This window comes from Lapillicoccus sp. (genome assembly GCF_025353065.1).
Classification (GTDB): Bacteria; Actinomycetota; Actinomycetes; order Actinomycetales; family Dermatophilaceae; genus Lapillicoccus.
Genome location: NZ_JANXRJ010000181.1, coordinates 17,224 through 32,612 on the forward strand (window position 1 = coordinate 17,224; position 15,389 = coordinate 32,612).

At 70.6% G+C, this 15,389-nt stretch carries 19 protein-coding genes; 8 read left to right on the top strand and 11 right to left on the bottom strand.

The window, feature by feature from the left end:
• Nucleotides 1-18: 18 nt before the first annotated feature.
• Nucleotides 19-1,392: a wax ester/triacylglycerol synthase domain-containing protein gene (locus Q0R63_RS14240; protein ID WP_295698527.1), complete on the top strand. Its 1,374-nt coding sequence runs from the start codon at nucleotides 19-21 to the stop codon at nucleotides 1,390-1,392.
• On the opposite strand, the gene Q0R63_RS14245 is transcribed toward Q0R63_RS14240, so the two are convergent.
• From Q0R63_RS14245 to Q0R63_RS14260, 4 genes are all read right to left on the bottom strand, one after another.
• On the bottom strand, nucleotides 1,313-1,585 hold the full coding sequence (locus Q0R63_RS14245) for a hypothetical protein (protein ID WP_295698529.1): 273 nt from the start codon (nucleotides 1,583-1,585) through the stop codon (nucleotides 1,313-1,315). The genes Q0R63_RS14240 and Q0R63_RS14245 overlap by 80 nt on opposite strands.
• A 159-nt stretch (nucleotides 1,586-1,744) precedes the next feature.
• Entirely contained in the window at nucleotides 1,745-2,164 is a 420-nt protein-coding gene (locus tag Q0R63_RS14250) for a universal stress protein (protein ID WP_295698531.1), read from the bottom strand.
• A 5-nt stretch (nucleotides 2,165-2,169) separates the two neighbouring features.
• A complete protein-coding gene (locus Q0R63_RS14255; RefSeq protein ID WP_295698534.1) occupies nucleotides 2,170-2,652 on the bottom strand; it encodes a hypothetical protein in 483 nt (160 codons plus the stop codon).
• A 73-nt stretch (nucleotides 2,653-2,725) separates the two neighbouring features.
• The gene (locus Q0R63_RS14260) at nucleotides 2,726-4,285 is read right to left on the bottom strand and encodes a CYTH and CHAD domain-containing protein (protein WP_295698537.1); all 1,560 of its coding nucleotides are present in this window, start codon (nucleotides 4,283-4,285) and stop codon (nucleotides 2,726-2,728) included.
• Between the two features lie 123 nt (nucleotides 4,286-4,408).
• On the opposite strand from Q0R63_RS14260, the gene Q0R63_RS14265 reads away from it, so the two are divergent.
• Entirely contained in the window at nucleotides 4,409-4,723 is a 315-nt protein-coding gene (locus Q0R63_RS14265) for a three-helix bundle dimerization domain-containing protein (protein ID WP_295698539.1), read from the top strand.
• A 38-nt stretch (nucleotides 4,724-4,761) separates the two neighbouring features.
• Here Q0R63_RS14265 and Q0R63_RS14270 read toward each other — a convergent pair whose 3' ends face one another.
• The 3 genes from Q0R63_RS14270 to Q0R63_RS14280 form a co-directional block, all read right to left on the bottom strand.
• Entirely contained in the window at nucleotides 4,762-5,673 is a 912-nt protein-coding gene (locus tag Q0R63_RS14270; protein ID WP_295698542.1) for a slipin family protein, read from the bottom strand.
• Nucleotides 5,670-6,164 carry a universal stress protein gene (locus tag Q0R63_RS14275; protein WP_295698543.1) on the bottom strand — a complete coding sequence of 165 codons (495 nt, stop codon included), beginning with the start codon at nucleotides 6,162-6,164 and terminating at the stop codon, nucleotides 5,670-5,672. The genes Q0R63_RS14270 and Q0R63_RS14275 overlap by 4 nt, the downstream gene beginning before the upstream one ends.
• A 98-nt stretch (nucleotides 6,165-6,262) precedes the next feature.
• The gene (locus Q0R63_RS14280; protein ID WP_295698546.1) at nucleotides 6,263-7,021 is read right to left on the bottom strand and encodes a GAF and ANTAR domain-containing protein; all 759 of its coding nucleotides are present in this window, start codon (nucleotides 7,019-7,021) and stop codon (nucleotides 6,263-6,265) included.
• A gap of 244 nt (nucleotides 7,022-7,265) precedes the next feature.
• Between Q0R63_RS14280 and Q0R63_RS14285 the strand changes: the two genes are divergently transcribed.
• From Q0R63_RS14285 to Q0R63_RS14295, 3 genes are all read left to right on the top strand, one after another.
• Nucleotides 7,266-7,598, top strand: coding sequence for an HPF/RaiA family ribosome-associated protein (locus Q0R63_RS14285; protein WP_295698550.1), 333 nt, complete (start codon nucleotides 7,266-7,268; stop codon nucleotides 7,596-7,598).
• On the top strand, nucleotides 7,591-8,043 hold the full coding sequence (locus Q0R63_RS14290; RefSeq protein ID WP_295698552.1) for a PRC-barrel domain-containing protein: 453 nt from the start codon (nucleotides 7,591-7,593) through the stop codon (nucleotides 8,041-8,043). Before Q0R63_RS14285 ends, Q0R63_RS14290 begins: the two co-directional genes overlap by 8 nt.
• A gap of 115 nt (nucleotides 8,044-8,158) precedes the next feature.
• The gene (locus Q0R63_RS14295; RefSeq protein WP_295698555.1) at nucleotides 8,159-9,073 is read left to right on the top strand and encodes a universal stress protein; all 915 of its coding nucleotides are present in this window, start codon (nucleotides 8,159-8,161) and stop codon (nucleotides 9,071-9,073) included.
• Between the two features lie 134 nt (nucleotides 9,074-9,207).
• On the opposite strand, the gene Q0R63_RS14300 is transcribed toward Q0R63_RS14295, so the two are convergent.
• Complete coding sequence (locus tag Q0R63_RS14300; protein WP_295698558.1) at nucleotides 9,208-10,182, bottom strand: universal stress protein; 975 nt, start codon at nucleotides 10,180-10,182, stop codon at nucleotides 9,208-9,210.
• Between the two features lie 13 nt (nucleotides 10,183-10,195).
• The gene (locus tag Q0R63_RS14305) at nucleotides 10,196-10,651 is read right to left on the bottom strand and encodes a universal stress protein (RefSeq protein WP_295698563.1); all 456 of its coding nucleotides are present in this window, start codon (nucleotides 10,649-10,651) and stop codon (nucleotides 10,196-10,198) included.
• A gap of 263 nt (nucleotides 10,652-10,914) precedes the next feature.
• On the opposite strand from Q0R63_RS14305, the gene Q0R63_RS14310 reads away from it, so the two are divergent.
• The 3 genes from Q0R63_RS14310 (at nucleotide 10,915) to Q0R63_RS14320 (ending at nucleotide 14,114) form a co-directional block, all read left to right on the top strand.
• On the top strand, nucleotides 10,915-12,252 hold the full coding sequence (locus Q0R63_RS14310; RefSeq protein WP_295698566.1) for a hypothetical protein: 1,338 nt from the start codon (nucleotides 10,915-10,917) through the stop codon (nucleotides 12,250-12,252).
• 79 nt (nucleotides 12,253-12,331) lie between these two features.
• Nucleotides 12,332-12,607 (top strand): hypothetical protein, encoded by a 276-nt coding sequence (locus Q0R63_RS14315; RefSeq protein ID WP_295698572.1) that lies wholly within the window; start codon nucleotides 12,332-12,334, stop codon nucleotides 12,605-12,607.
• Nucleotides 12,608-12,650: 43 nt separating this feature from the next.
• On the top strand, nucleotides 12,651-14,114 hold the full coding sequence (locus Q0R63_RS14320) for a DUF4331 domain-containing protein (protein WP_295698574.1): 1,464 nt from the start codon (nucleotides 12,651-12,653) through the stop codon (nucleotides 14,112-14,114).
• Between the two features lie 102 nt (nucleotides 14,115-14,216).
• Here the strand turns inward: Q0R63_RS14320 and sigK are convergent, their stop codons facing one another.
• Complete coding sequence (gene sigK, locus Q0R63_RS14325; protein ID WP_295698577.1) at nucleotides 14,217-14,810, bottom strand: ECF RNA polymerase sigma factor SigK; 594 nt, start codon at nucleotides 14,808-14,810, stop codon at nucleotides 14,217-14,219.
• Between the two features lie 162 nt (nucleotides 14,811-14,972).
• Nucleotides 14,973-15,389 (bottom strand): SDR family oxidoreductase (locus tag Q0R63_RS14330; protein WP_295698580.1); only part of this gene is annotated, 417 nt, incomplete at its 5' end.

A 15,389-nucleotide genomic window follows, 5' to 3' on the forward strand; every position in this document is an offset into this window, starting at 1 on the left:
GCCTCGGCCGGCTTCACGATGATCGACCGGGTCTCCGGCGACGACCTCATGTCGCTCGCGTCGGAGCGAGGTGCCCTGCCGATGCAGGTCGGCGCGATCATGATGCTCGACAGCTCGGCCGGACTCGGACCGGCAGGGGTCGTGGCGACGATCGTGGCGCGGAGCCGTCGAGTTCCGCGTCTCGGTCAGCGACTGGTGTCGGTGCCCTGGGGGTGCGGTCGTCCGCTGTGGTGCGACGACCTCCACGACGACGGGTCGGGGCAGGTCGAGTCGATCCGCTGCCCTGAACCTCGTGGGGAGCAAGGCCTGCTCGCCCTCGCCGCGGAGCTGGTATGCCGCCCCCTCCCCCGCGACGGCCCGCTCTGGAGAGCAGTGGTCGTCACCGATGTCGGACCCGACCGGGCCGCCGTCGTCCTCGTCCACCACCACGTCCTCGCGGACGGGGTCGCGAGTCTGGCGATCCTGTCGGCCCTGGCGGACCGGACCGCTATGGAGAGCGGGGAGAGGCCAGCCCGGCATACTTCCTGCGTCCTTCCCTCGCGGGCCCGGCTCGCCCGGGACGCTGCCCTGGGTCGACTCGTGTCACTGTCGGGCCTGCCGGCGTCCCTTCGCCGTCTGTCGAGCGCCCTGCGGCTCCTTCGTCCCCTCGCGATCACCCACGCGAGCCGGTCGTCCCTGAACCAGCCGACCGGTCGGCGCCGGAGGTTCGCGGTCGTCGAGACGGACCTCGGGGCGGTCGCGCTCACGGCCCACGAGCAGGGCACGACCATCAACGACGTCCTGCTGCTGGCCGTCGCCGGTGCCCTCCACGACCTGCTCGCGACCCGCGGAGAGGACCTGGACGAGGTCGCCGTCTCGATGCCTGTGTCGGACCGGCGTCTCGCCAGCACGACGGAGCTCGGCAACCACAGCGGTGTCGTCGCGATCGCCGTCAGGACCGTGGGCGACCCCCGCGCCCTCCTCCAGGACGTGCACACGGCCACCCGCGCGGCAAAGCTCTCACCCCCCGGCGTCTCGACCGCGCTCCTCGCCCCGCTGTTCAGGGTCCTGGCGTCCGTCGGACTCATGCGGTGGTTCACGATGCGTCAGCACCTCGTCCACACCTTCGTCAGCAACCTCCGTGGCCCCGACTCGCCCCTCGCTCTCGCGGGATGCCCCATCACCGCGATCGTCCCCCTGAGTCTGACCTCGGGCAACGTGACCGTCTCGTTCACGGCGCTCTCGTATGCCGGTCGCCTCACCGTCTCGCTGTGCGCCGACCCCGACACGTGCCCGGACCTGGCGGTGCTGACCGACCTGCTCGGTCGGCGGCTCACCGCAAGGGCGGACCCATCTCGCGCCGGTCACCCGGTGGCCGGATGCTCTTGCCGGCCATCCACGCCTCGAAGCTGAGCTGGCCGACGGCCGCGCGGGCCTCCGCCGGCTTCTCGGTGTCGGCGGAGGGAGCCTCGGGGCCATCGGTCGGGTTCTGCGCGATCTTCGCGAACGCCTCGCGGAACCGCGCGTGGCAGCGAGCCTCGACGCCGGTCTGGGACGAGTCACGAGGGGAGGGGCGGGAGGACAGAGAATTCATGGTGATCCTCACGGACAGATGATCACCGGCGCGTCCGAGGCGGAGCGAGTGCTCCTTGGGGACCGGCGGCGGACAGCCGACCCTGTTTCGGACATGCTGAGGTTCCCAGCAGTTTGAGGGTACACCTTCTGGGCTTTTCGTCCCGGTCGAGCGATCGCCGGGACGGGCTGGTCAGGGCTGGTTGGGTCGCATCACCAGGACCGGGCAGGCGGCGTGGGCGATGACGCGTTCACTCACTGATCCCAGCAGCAGCTCGACGAACCCGCCGTGGCCCCGGTTCCCGACGACGAGCAGGTTGGCGCCCGAGGACGCGTCGAGGAGCACCTGCGCGGCGTTGCCCTGCACGATGCTCACGGAGACCTTGTCGGTGTCACCCGCTGCCGCGTCGAGCGCCTCGTCCATCGTGCTGCGGGCCAGGGCAGCCCAGTCGAGGTCGTCGCTCATGGGATACGCGCCATAGGCGGCCGGGTAGTCCCAGGCGATCACCGCCCGGACCTCGGCTCCGGTGAGGACGCCCTGGGCCAGGGCCCACGACAGGGCCCGGACCGAGCTGGGCGAGCCATCCACCCCGACGACGATGTGTCCGTTCATCCTGGTCACGCCTTCCTGGCCGTTGCGCGGGTGGTGGGGCTGGGTGCCGACCCGGCGGCGCGAGGGGGACCGGTGCGATCAGGATCGGTCACGACGCGGACGGGGCAGGCGCAGTGCTCGGTGCAGTAGTCGGCGACGTGGTTCGTGACGTCGAGGTCGTCGGCGCCGACCACCAGGACGCCGGCGTCCTCGCAGCTGTCGACGAGTGCCTCTGCCGCGTCGCCCGACACGGTCTCGAACGTGCAGGCCACCGCGACGGCGCCGGCTCCGTTGGCTCGCAGGACAGTTCGGAACATGGTGGCGGCGGCGACGGCATGGTCGGCCGAGCTCAACCCGTCGGGCACGACGTGGAGGAACGTGATCTTGGCGTGGCGTGCGGTGGCCTCCTCGACCGCCGCCCTCGCCACGGCGGCGGCCAACCCGTTGTCCACGAGCCCGGCCACCACGTGGCCGGAGAGACGCGACAGGGGAGCGGTGGTTGACGGCATGTCTCGAGCATCGTGGGCGGGGCGTGCCCTCACCAGAGCCCAAGGTCCCGTGCTGCTCGCCGGGAGGACTGGCTCAGCCGCGGGACAGGCGCGGCAGGGCGCCCCGGTAGAGGTCGGGCAGCACCGCGTCGTAGGCCGCCTCGGCCCGGAGCGCGGCAGCGGTCTCGAGCGCTTGGAGGCGCTCGTAGGTCGAGGTGTCCTCCCCAGCCTCCTTGGCCTGAGCAGCCACGTGTGCGAGGCGTTCTCGTGCCACGACGGCGTCCTGGTGGATCCCCAGGGTCTCCTGGACGCGCTTGGCACGCCGGACGACCCTCTTCGCCCGCTTTCCGTAGACCGGGACCGCCGTCTCGGCGAGGTAGCGCAACCGCTTCGCCTTCTTGCGGGTCTCGTGCAGGGCCGTGTCCCTCACTGCCCGGTCCGTCGCGTGCGCGACCTGGGCGGCCGCTCGGGTGAACCGGTCGGCGTCCCGGCGCAGGAGCTCGGGGACGGTCTCGGTCGCCCGGTGGGCACCGGACGGGCCGATGGGCAGGTCGTGGGCACAGGCCTCGAGGTCGTCGAGCAGCCGGTAGTACCGCGGAGACGTCAAGGCCTCGAGCGCTTCCCGTCTCCCCGCGGCATACTCCTGCTCGAAGCTCCGGTCGATCCGGTCGGCGACGGGTCCGACGACCTCGTCCGGTGGCAGCGTGGCCAGCTCGGCGCGGAGACGTGCGTGGAGGACCTCGGCGTCTCGTGCCGCACCCAGCGTGAGTCCGAGCCACCGCAGATCCTCGCGGTAGCGCTCCGTCGTCCCGTCGAGGAGCGCGGGCGCGAAGGTCGCCAGAGCCGACCGGAGACGTCGGGTCGCGATCCGCATCTGGTGGACCGCCGTCGGCTCCCCGGCGCGGAACGCCCGATCCTGCACCTCGAGCGCCAGCAGCTGGCGGACGAGACGCCGACGCAGCAAGGCCGCGGTCGACATGGTCTTCGGGTCGTGCGCGACGTGCGCCTCGGGTTCAGGCAATCGGTCGGCCAGGGCGTGGGCGAGCTTGGACGGCGAGACGCCGGGGTGCGCGCCGGCGGCGAGCAGGACCCGAGCGGCAGCGGCGAGCAGGGACCGGTCGCCGCCGACCAACTCGATCTCCCACTCGCGCCATCGCATCGTGGACTCGTGGACCGGGTCCCCGCGTCCAGCGGTTGTTGGATCGGGCGCGTAGGTCTCGGCCTCGACCTCGTCGTCGCACAGGAGCGCGAGGACGTCGCCGGCCCGGTCGAGCAGGGGGGTCTCGGTGCGGCGCGTGTGCAGGCGGGCCACGAGATCGAGCGGCCGGTCACGGACGACTCCCCTGATGAGGTCGCTGAGACCCTCGGGCACCGACTCCGAAACCCCCAGGGGACAACGGTGCTCGGTCCGCTCGTCGCGCCCGCTCTCGACCTTGAGGTGCCACCCGGCATCGGCCCCACCCTCGCGACGGCGCAGGGTGATGTGGCGTCGGGCCAGGTCGAGGCCGGCAGTGTCCAGGTATGCCGCGGTGAGGCGAAAGGTCGTCGGAGCGCCGAGGCCGGCGATCCCGTGGACCCCGCGGAGGTCAGGGACGGCCGTGGCCTGCGCCACGTCGAACTTTCGTTCGATCTCGGCATGCTGGGTCGTCGGCATCCTCCATCGTGCGCTACGACCGACCCTTCGAGTCAGGTCCAAAGGTCCCGACGTCGATGGCGATCACGGCCGCTCTCGACCCCCGCCTTGTCCTCCGGCCGGAGACGGAGGAAGGTGAGAGTCATGGTCCGTGACGCTGGGCATGACGAAGCGCAGGATCGTCGCGAGCAGACGGTCAGCGACCACGAGGCCACGTCCCTCCTGGGGGTGCAGCAGCGGCTGCTCGCGAGGTTCCCCGGTCTGGGGCCGGCGGTGGTGCACCGGGTGGTCCAGGCGGCATACGTGTCGATGACCGGGCCCATCCGCGACTTCGTCCCGCTCCTGGTGGAACACAGCGCCCGCGACACCCTGACGGACCTCACCCTCACGGAGCACGAGCACGAGCACGAGCACGGGCACGGGCACGGGCACGGGCACCTCAAGCCGGCCGTCGCCTGAGCGAAGGTCCCCGGCTCAGCCCAGGTCGGTGAGGCGGCTCAGCCCATGTCGGTGAGGTCGGCCGGGGGTGACTGGTGGCCGTTGGTGCCGACGGTCACCAGCGCGGACGCGGCTGACGCAGCGGTCGGTGCGGCGGCGGGAGTGGCGGTGGGAGGAGCCACGGGGGTGGCGATGGGAGCGCGTGCTGCCGCCGTCTCCCGGGCCAGGAACGCGCCCAGCTCGGCGATGGTGGACATCAACGGAGCGGGGAAGACGACGGTGGTGTTCTTGTCCACCCCGATCTCGACCAGGCTCTGGAGGTTGCGCAGCTGCAGCGCGAGGGGGTGGGCCATCATCGTGTCGGAGGCCTCTCCGAGCGCGGCCGCGGCGAGCGACTCACCCTCGGCGTTGATGATCTTGGCGCGCTTCTCCCGCTCGGCCTCGGCCTGTCGAGCCAGGGCTCGCTTCATGCTGTCGGGGAGCTGGATGTCCTTCAGCTCCACCAGGGTGACCTCGACCCCCCAGTCGACGGTCGTGACGTCGAGGATCTTGCGGATGTCGAGGTTGATCTTGTCGGTCTCCGACAGGGTCTGGTCGAGGGTGTGCTGCCCGACCACCTTGCGCAGGGTGGTCTGAGCGATCTGGTCGATCGCGCTGCGGACGTTCTCGATCGCGACGACCGACTTCTCGGCGTCGACCACCTTGTAGTATGCGACCGCGGACACGTCCACGCTGACGTTGTCGCGGGTGATGATGCCCTGCGACTGGATCGGCATGGTGACGATGCGCAGGGACACCCGGTGCAGCACGTCGATGAAGGGGATGATCAGCCGCAGCCCCGGACCCCGGTCCCCGACGACTCGGCCGAGCCGGAAGAGCACCCCCTCCTCGTACTGCTGGACGATGCGGACCGCCATCCCCAGGACGATGAGCACGAGGAGGAGCACGACGCCGAGGATGAGCGGGGTCATGAGGTCACGTCCGTTCGAGAAGGGGGTGGGGTCGTGCCGTGGATGACGAGGACCGGGCAGGTGGCGTGCTCCGTGCAGGCGGCGCTGACCGATCCGAGCAGGAGGCTGGCAAACCCGCCGTGCCCGCGGCTCCCGACGACGAGCATCCGGGCGTCGGCACTGAGCTCGAGCAGGACCTGCGCGGTGTTGCCCTGCTCGACGCGGGCGTCGAGGCCGGGTGGTCGCTGATCGCCGAACACGTCGGCGAGCGTGGAGTCGAGGACGTCGCGCGTGATCTGCGCAGGGTTCCAGTCGGGGGGGAGGGCGCCCCAGCCCGCGCCCATCAGCCCGAACGACGTGGTGGCCTGCCAGACGGCGACCACCTGCAACGTGCTGCCCGTGGCGGACGCGAGGAACTGCGCCCAGCGCAACGCGACGCGGCTCGGCTCCGACCCGTCGACACCGACGACGACGCGGCCCGCCGCGGTGGGGGAAGTGGAAGTGGTGGACATGGATCCCACGGTAGGTCGGTCGTCGCAGCGCGGGCCGGGACGAAGGTCACGCGGTCGGGGCGACGCCTCCGCGGGCACTCGTGGCGCTCGACTCCGAGTCAGGTGGCGGGGGTGTCGCCGTGCCGGGCCCGGGCCCGACCCACGGCCTCGTCGACGAGCTGTTGCGCGACGTCCACCAGCTTGGTGTGCTCCCGCTGGCTGATCTCGCGCAGGCGCGCGAACGCCTCCTCGCTGGTCGCCCCGCTGCGCGCGCGGACGACGCCGATGGCCTGGTCGATCACCGGCCGGCTGACCAGGGCGGCCTGCAGCTGCGTCGTCAGGGCGAGCGCCTGCGCGAGGACACCGGCGTTGTGGACGGCGACCGCTGCCGGGGCGGCGAAGAGCTCGCCGATGGCGACCGCCCGGTCGTCGAAGACGTTCTTGCCGCGGGCGTAGACGTTGATCGCGCCGACGATGTGACCGGGCAGCAGCAGGGGCAGGGCCAGGGCGCTGTTGATCCCGAGCCGGCCCACCCGCGGACCGAAGCGGGGCCACAGCTTCTCCCCACCGAGCGACCCCGACCGCACCGTCCGGCGCTCGCGGGCGGCGGTGACGCAGGGCCCCTCGTTGAGGACGACGTACTGGATCTCGTCGATCTCGGCGACGAACGGGTGGCTGGTCGCCAGGGCCTCGATGCGGTTGACGGGCCCCTCCATCCGGAGCAGCGTCACTCCCGCGCCGTCCGCCCCGGGGATCGCGTGGGCCGCGAAGGACGCCACCTGCCCGAGCAGCCCCTCCAGGCCGGTGGTCCCGCTGACCAGCCCGGCCAGGGCCATCAGGCTGGATTGGAGGTCCTCGAAGTCAGAGCGGTCCGTCACCTCAGCTCCTCGACCGGGACCCCGTCGGCGCGAGCATTCGGGTGCTCGCAGATCCGGTCCCAGGTCCGAGCGTATCGGGCCGCCCGACCGGAGCGGGTCCGAGCGGGGGTGGGGTCATCGGGACCTTCGCCCCTGACGACCGTCGTGCGGGGCGAGCAGACTTGCGTCCGTGGGAGATTCACGGCCAGACCCGCACCGGGTATGCCGCGGCCGCCCACACGCGGGACTACCGAAGGAAACCACCATGCAGATCGCGGTCCACACGGACAACACCATCACCGGTCACGACGCCCTGACCTCGAGGGTCGCCTCCGAGGTGGAGCAGGTGCTCGTCAGGTTCGAGAGCCGGATGACGCGGGTCGAGGTGCATCTCTCGGACGAGAGCGCCGGACGACCCACGGAGAACGACATGCGCTGCGTGACCGAGGCGTTCCTCGAGGGCCAGTCACCCGCCGTCGCCAGCCACCACGCCGACACCCTCGACGAGGCCGTGCTCGGTGCCGCCCACCGGCTCGATCGCGTGCTGGAGAGCCAGCTGGCGCGCCTGAGCAACGACACGGCTCGTCGGCATGCCTGAGGAGAGCGGTATGCCGCAGGAGAGCGGCATCGTCGCCGACGAGCCCGTCCTCCGCCTGCTGAGCGAGCTCGGCGAGACGGTGGACCAGACCGAGAACGACGTGCGAGGCCTCGTGGTCGAGGACGAGGACGGCGAGCACATCGGCTGGGTGAGCGACCTCGTCGTGGACGACGTCCAGAAGGAGGTCCACTTCCTGGCGGTCGAACGCGGTGGCCTCCTCGGCATCGGAGCGAGCCACACCTACGTCCCCGTCGAGGCGATCGCGAGTGTCACCGACGACGCCGTGCGACTGGCGCACTCTCGCGACCACGTCATGGCCGCACCGGCATACGCCCCCGATCTGGTCGATGACCGCACCTATCACCAGAGCATCTACCACCACTACGGCTACTCACCTTTCCGCGGCCCGGACTACCGGTATGCCGCAGTCCCCTACGTCCGCTAGACCCCCGACCCTCCCCTTGTTGCTTCGGGAGGCCCGAATATGGCCTCAGAGGGCCACATTCGGGCCTCCCGGAGCAAGGAGCGGGAGGGTTGACACGATGCGAAGGAAGCCCGAGATGAAGAACCAGCCGGCACCGCCGAACGCGATCGTCGTGGGCGTCGCCCGTCCCTGGAGCGCGGCCGCTCTGGACTGGGCGGCCGACGAGGCGGTGGCGACCTCCCGCCCCCTCCACCTGGTGCACGTCATCGAGGGGTTCCACCACACCCCGGTCGACCTGGACGGCGACGTCGACGGGTCGACCGCGGTCGAGGTCACCGGGGTCCTCGAGTCGCACCCGTCGCTGCGCGTGACGGCCCACACCGACACCGGCAGCCCGGCCGGTGCGTTGGTGGCCGCCTCCCGGACGGCGGAGACCCTCGTCGTGGGCGCGACCGCGCATACGCTGCTCAAGGCCGTCGTGCTCGGATCCGTCGCGCTGCAGGTCGCCGCGCACAGCTTCTGTCCGGTCGTCGTCGTCCACGATCTCGAGCCGTCGGACTCGGACGCACGAGCCGGGGTCCGGGCCGTCAGCACTCATCCGGGACGTGTGGTCGTCGGGCTGGACGCGAGCGAGCGCTCCGTTCGTGCTCTCGCCTACGCCTTCGAGCAGGCCAGTCGCCGACAGGTGGGTCTGACGGCCGTCGCGTGCTGGGCCTGGGACGAGAGTGACGGCTTCCTCGCCCTCCCGGTGCCCGTGTGGGAGGCGACGCGCGAGCAGCAGCGTCGCCTCGTTGCGGAGCTGTTGGCGGGATGGGGAGAGAAATACCCTGACGTCGACGTCCAGACGCGTCTCGAGCAGGCCCGGACGGTGCCCACCCTGCTGGAGGTGGCCGTCGGTGCCAGCCTCCTCGTGGTGGGCACCCGCGGCCGCGGCGGTTTCGACGGACTCCTTCTCGGCTCCGTCAGCCAACGAGTCATCGAACGCGCGAGCTGCCCCGTTGCGGTCGTGCCGGCGCCGGACCTCGATCCCGGTCGCCGTGGCCCGAAGTGACGCTCCGAGGCGGTGGATCAAGGACTCGGCGGTCTCGCCGAGCAGCCTCATCCACGGGCCGCTGAGTCCACGAGCGCCATTGCGCCGCAGGTCAGGTCCCTTACCGCCCGGCGCAACCGGGGGAGACTGACAGCTCAGGAGGAGACGGAGTTGTCCGGCGCCATGGAGCGGACGACCGCGACGGGGCAGTGCGCCCGGTGCAGCACGTCCTCGCTGACCGACCCGAGAAGCAGCCCACGGAAGCTGCCGCGGCCATGACTTCCGACGACGACCAGCTCGGCTGCCCAGGACTCGTCGACGAGCACGTCCGCGGGACGGCCGGCAGCGACGATCGTGTGGACCCGCACGTCGGGGAACTTCTCGCGCCACGGGCCGACGTCCCGGCGCAGGGCGACCAGCCGGGCGTTGACGGCGGCAGCCCGCACCTCGTCGGCCACGGCGTCGGTGACCCGGAGGGCCTCGACGTCCACGTCACCGGCCCAGGCCGAGATCACGGTGAGGGGCAGGCCCTGGTCCGAGGCGCGGTGGAAGGCGTAGGCCAGGGCATCGGCGGACTCGGGCGAGCCGTCGACACCGATGACGATCTGCGGGTGGGCGACGTCGCGCGACGCGGGACGGCGGACCACGACCACGGGGCAGGCGGCGTTGCTGGCGACGCGGAGCGACGTCGATCCGAGGAGGGCTGCCTCGAGGGCGCCGTGCCGATGGGTTCCCACCACGACGGTGTCGGCACCGGCCGATGCAGCGACGAGTGCCGTCGCGGCCGTCACCAGGACGTCCTCGTCGGTCACCACCAGGTCGACGGAGTGGTCGACACCGAGGATCGCGACCCGTTCCCGGGCCGCCCGGAGGACCCAGCCCGGGTCGTGCCAGCTGGTCGGGGCGCCGTGCGGAGCCGATGACATCGCCCCGGCCAGCGCGTGAGCGTGCACGAGATGCAGCGACAGGCCACGTCGGCGCGCCTCGTCCACGGCCCAGTCGAGGGCGAGCTCGCTCTCCTTCGAGCCGTCGACCCCGACGACGATCGGCCGGAGCTGCGCCTCCCGCATCGCCGTCGGCTCCTCGACCTCTCCGCTGGTCGCGTCGGGAGCGAGCGCGTGGGTGGTCATGACGTTCTCCGGTTCAGCTGGTGATCGAGGAGGTGCGCCGGGTAGCCCCGGCACCATCGACGGTGAGGACCGCGCACCCGGCGTGGAGGCGGCAGTATGCCGCGATGGACGCGCCGGGAGATGTCGTGTCGGATCCGATCGCGAGCAGGCCCGCTGTGCTGCTGCGCTCGACGAGGACGCGTCCCGGATCTCCCTTGACGACCTCGAAGGCGCACCGGAGCCTGCCGTGCCCGCGCATGGCGTCGAGCACGGCGGCGAACGTGGTGTCGCCGACGTCCTCTGCGCCCTGACGTTCCGCGACGTCCGAGACGACGTGGACGAAGGACAGGGACATCCCGTGAGCCAGCGCGTAGTCGACACCGGCCCGGGCCACCCGGCGGGCTGAGCCGTCGTTGACGAGGCCGACGACCACGCTCAGCTGCGGCGCGTGCGGCCGGCCGGCGCGAGCAGCGATCGTCGGTGTGGTCATGGCTCCAGGGTCGACCCGGGCCGTCGCCCTCGACAGGGCCGAACGTCCCGGGGCGAGAAACCGTGTGGGGAGTGGGCCGTTCGTCTGCGGGCGACCGAGGTCGGTGCCGTCATCGCGGCTCTGTCGACAGTCCGGGGGCTCGCAGAAAATTCGTCGCCCGAAACAGGTTTGAAACTTTTTCAATCCCATTTTGTCCGATCTTATGGCGAAACGCGGATCTGCGAGGTACCGTTCCGGCCATAGCCAAGAGGGGAGAGCACACCATGATGCTCAAGAGAACAATGGTCGTGGTTGCGGCATTCGCCGCCGCCATCGCCACGTCACTGACCACCGCGACCATCGCGACTGCGGACCCGAACATTGCGGGTACCTTCAACAAGCTCACACCGACCCGACTGCTCGACACCCGCTCCCAAGGCGGTATGCCGCTCAAGCCTCAGCAGACGCTGACCTTCAACGGCACGGCCGGCATCGACGGAACGGTCAACGCCGTGGCGCTGACCATCACCGCCGTCTCGCCGACCGGTGCGGGTTGGCTCACCGTCTACCCGACCGGCGGCACCAAGCCGCTGGCCTCGACCGTGAACTTCCTGCCGGGTCGGACGACCCCGAACTCCACGATCGTCAAGACCGGCACCGGCGGCTCCGTCTCCGTCTTCAACGGCTCCACGGGCACGGTCGACGTCCTCGCCGACCTCACCGGCTACTGGACCGGCGGCACCGTCGATCCCACTGTCGCCGGCTCCATGAACACCCTGACTCCGACGCGCATCGTCGACACCCGTAACGGTGCCGGGACGCCGCTCGCCAAGAAGTCCACCCTCAAGGTGCCCGTCGAGGGCATCAGCGGTGTGCCGGCGACGAACGTCTCCGCCGTGGCCGTGAACCTCACCGTCACCAACCCCACCGCAGCGGGGTGGCTGACCGCTGACGCCGAGGCTCCGCCCGCAGAGGCCCTGACGTCGAGCCTGAACTTCCTGCCCAAGCAGAGCCGCGCCGCGCTCGCCGTGGTGCCGGTCAACCCGGACGGGTCGATCTCCATCTACAACGGGTCCACCGGGACCGCTGCGGTCATCGTGGACATCCTCGGCTACTTCAACGACGGGACCCCCTCTGTCGACGGGGCCTACCTGCCGAGCACCCCGTTCCGCGCCTTCGACACCCGCGTGGCGGGCGGCGCACTGTCGGCGCTGGAGACGCGCACCTTCCAGGTGCTGCCCAATGATGGCGTCACCCCCCTGATCTTCAAGGGGCTGACGGTCACGGTGACGGCAGTCACGCCGCAGAACCCGGGCTTCTTCACCGCGTGGGACGGCACCACGAGCCTCCCCCCGACCTCCAACGGCAACTTCCTGGCCAACGAGGACTCGGCGTCGTCCATGATCGTGCCGGTCAACCCCAACGACGGCACGGTGTCGGTCTTCAACGGCTCCTACGGCAACGTCAACATCATCATCGACATCGACGGGTTCGTCCTCAACGACGTGACGGCGATCTCGACCCCGGCGGCCGCCAAGGCCATGATCGCCGGCAAGTCCCACACCGCAGTCCTCACGGACGCCGTCGCGCGGGTTCGAGCATTCGCGGCAAAGCACAGCTGACCAAGGCACGACTCCCTCGAGCAGGCTGTCGCCTTGACCCCTGCTTGCCGTTTTTCCCACCCGTTCCCAGGAGGAACCCATGAACGACTCTCCTCGTCGAGGATTCTTGAAGGTCGCCGGCGCCGGTATCGCCGCAGCAGGCGTTGCCGCAGCGGCAGCCCCGGCGGTGCTTAGCCGGACGTCCAGCGCCACGGCAGCACAGAAGGCACTGCCGGCCAGCGCCAGCGGCGCGATGGTCGCCTACATCAGCGACGTCCGCGGTGGTGAGCTCTCCGTGATGGTCGAGGGCCGCGAGGTCGTCATCACCGATCACGAGCTCGTCTCCCGGCTCGCGCACGCCATCCACACCGCCTGACCTTCCGCTCCCCCAATTTCTTTTTGACCGAAAGGCTCAACGCATGTCCTCGCACCGCGAAGCACCAGAGATCTCGAAGGACCCGGCCGCCGACAACACGGACGTCTACGCCTGGGTCGACCCCACCGATGCCACCAAGGTCAACCTGGTCGCCAACTTCAACCCGTTCGAGATCCCCTACGGCGGCCCGAACTTCAGCGAGTTCGCCGACGACGTCCTCTACACGATCAACGTGTCGAACGGCAGCAAGGCGCTTGCCGACATCAGCTACCAGTTCCGGTTCACCACGACCATCCGGAACCCCGGCACGTTCCTCTACAACATCGGCCCGATCGCGAGCATCACCGACACCAACTTCAACCGGCCGCAGACGTTCTCCGTCACCAAGGTGGTGCGTGCCGCCAACGGGACGCTGACCTCCACGGTCCTCGGCTCCGGCCTGCTGGTCCCCCCGTGCAACGTCGGTGAGCGCAGCACGCCGAACTACGAGGCGAACATCGGCTCGGCCGGCGTGCAGGCGCTCGGCACCGGCCGCAAGGTCTTCGCCGGGCCGCGCTCGGACGCCTTCTTCGTCGACCTGGGCAGCATCTTCGACCTCGCCGGTCTGCGGCCGCTCAACAACGCCCACGTCATCCCGTTGCCGGTCATGGCTGGCATGAACGGCCTCCAGGGGCTCAACGTCCACACCATCGCGCTGCAGGTCCCCAAGACCGAGCTCACCGTTGGCGGAACTGCCCCGACCGACCCGGCGGCCTCGTCGTCGGTCGTCGGCATCTGGGCCAGCACCTACCGCTCTCGTGGCCGGCTCTTCGACTCGACCACCGCCACCTACAAGCCGTTCGGCGACATGGTCCAGATCTCCCGGCTCGGCAACCCGCTGGTCAACGAGGTCGTCAACCCGATGTCGGTCAAGGACAAGTGGAACTCGACCCTGCCGAGTGCGGACGCGACCGCGGCGACGACATCCCCGTACTACTTCGCCAAGTACGTGAACAAGTCCGAGCTGGCGGGGCTGCTCCCGTCGCTGTACCCCGCTGCGTTCCCCAACCTCGCGCAGTTCAACGGGACGGGCAATCCTCGTACCGACCTGAACGCGGTGCTGCTCACCGGCATCCCGACGGGCGTCGTCCCCGGGTTCCAGAACTACACGGGTCCCGTCCAGGCGGACATGCTCCGGCTGAACATGGCCGTCGCTCCCGCTGCGGCAGGTTCGGAGAAGCCCTTGGGGCTGCTCGGCGGAGATGCGGCCGGCTTCCCGAACGGACGCCGTCCCGTCGACGACGTCACGACGATCGAGATCCGCGCGATCGCCGGGCTGACCCTGCCCCTGACCTACCCGAGCTACAAGACGGACGCCATCTTGAGCGGGGACGCGCTGCGCGACGGGACGACCAACACCAACGCCCCGCTGCTCACCGTCTTCCCGTACCTCGCACCCCCGGCCAGCGGCTACGCCACCACCCCCGGCACGCCGTCGGTGGGCTCGACGACCGGGAAGGCACGCTGACGCGGCTGATCTGACCGACCCTGCTCTGCCAAAGAATCACCCCTACGAACCTCGTAGGGGTGATTCTTTGGCGTTCGCCCGGCGATCGTGACCGCGGTCGGATCAGGCTGTGGCAGAGTCGAATGCGGGTCCGAGGGCGGTGCGCAGGCCGATCAGACCCTGACGGATGCGGGTCTTGGCGGTGCCCAACGGGATGCCGAGCCGGTCGGCGACCTCCGTGTGGGTGAGGCCACCGAAGTAGGCCAGGACGAGGGCCTGACGCTGGCCTTCGACCAGACCCGCCAACGCGGTGGTCACCCGCACACCGTCCGCGGAGGAGGTCGCTGCCTCGGCCGTGACGTCGTAGGCGACCTCGTGGCTCGAGTCCACGTATCGGGTGTCGCGTCGGCCGGAGGCCTCGGCGGAGCGGACGCGGTCGACGGCCTTCCGGTGGGCGATGGTCATCGTCCAGGCGAGGGGCGAGCCGCGCTCGGGGTCGAATCGGCCTGCGGTGCGCCAGATCTCGAGCAGCACCTCCTGGCAGACCTCCTCGGCCTGGGCGCGGTCACGCAGGATGCGCAGGACGAGACCGAAGAGGCGTGGCGCCACAGCGTCGTGGAGCTCGGCGAAGGCCGGCTGGTCGCCGGCGGCAGATCTCGCTAGCAGGTCGGCAAGACCCTCGGATGGTCGGGTGCCGACGTGGGTGGGGACAGACATGGGGGACTCCTCAGAGGGCGGAGACCCAAGCGTTGCGGAGGCCGACCGCCGACTACGATGGCCTGAACGGTCGCCGGAGTCGTCCGTTCGGCCATTCTTCGACGGCCGACCATCGGGCCTCGGCCCGACGGGCAACTGCGGTGGGCACGCCCCTGGGGATGCTCAGCTCAACCGGGTCGACGACGTCCCGCCGTCGACATCGAGGATCGCGCCGTGGATCATCGCCGCCCGGTCCGAGACGAGGAAGGCCACGCCGTCGGCGATGTCCTGCGGCCGCACGACGACACCGGCCGGCGTTCCCGCGGTCATCACGTCGAGGACCGCGCGCGACGACTCGTTGCCGGGAGTGAGGGTGGCACCGGGTGCGACGGTGTTGACGCGGACCCCGCGAGGTCCGTATTCGGCCGCCCAGGTGCGGGTGAGCTGTTCGGTGGCCGCCTTGGTCGCCGAATACATCGCGGCATACGGGACGCCGACCCGGGCCATCCACCACCCGATGTTGACGATGGCGCCGGACCCACGCTGTGCCATGGCGGGTGCTACGGCCGCGACGAGGACGGGTGGCGCGCGCACGTTGAC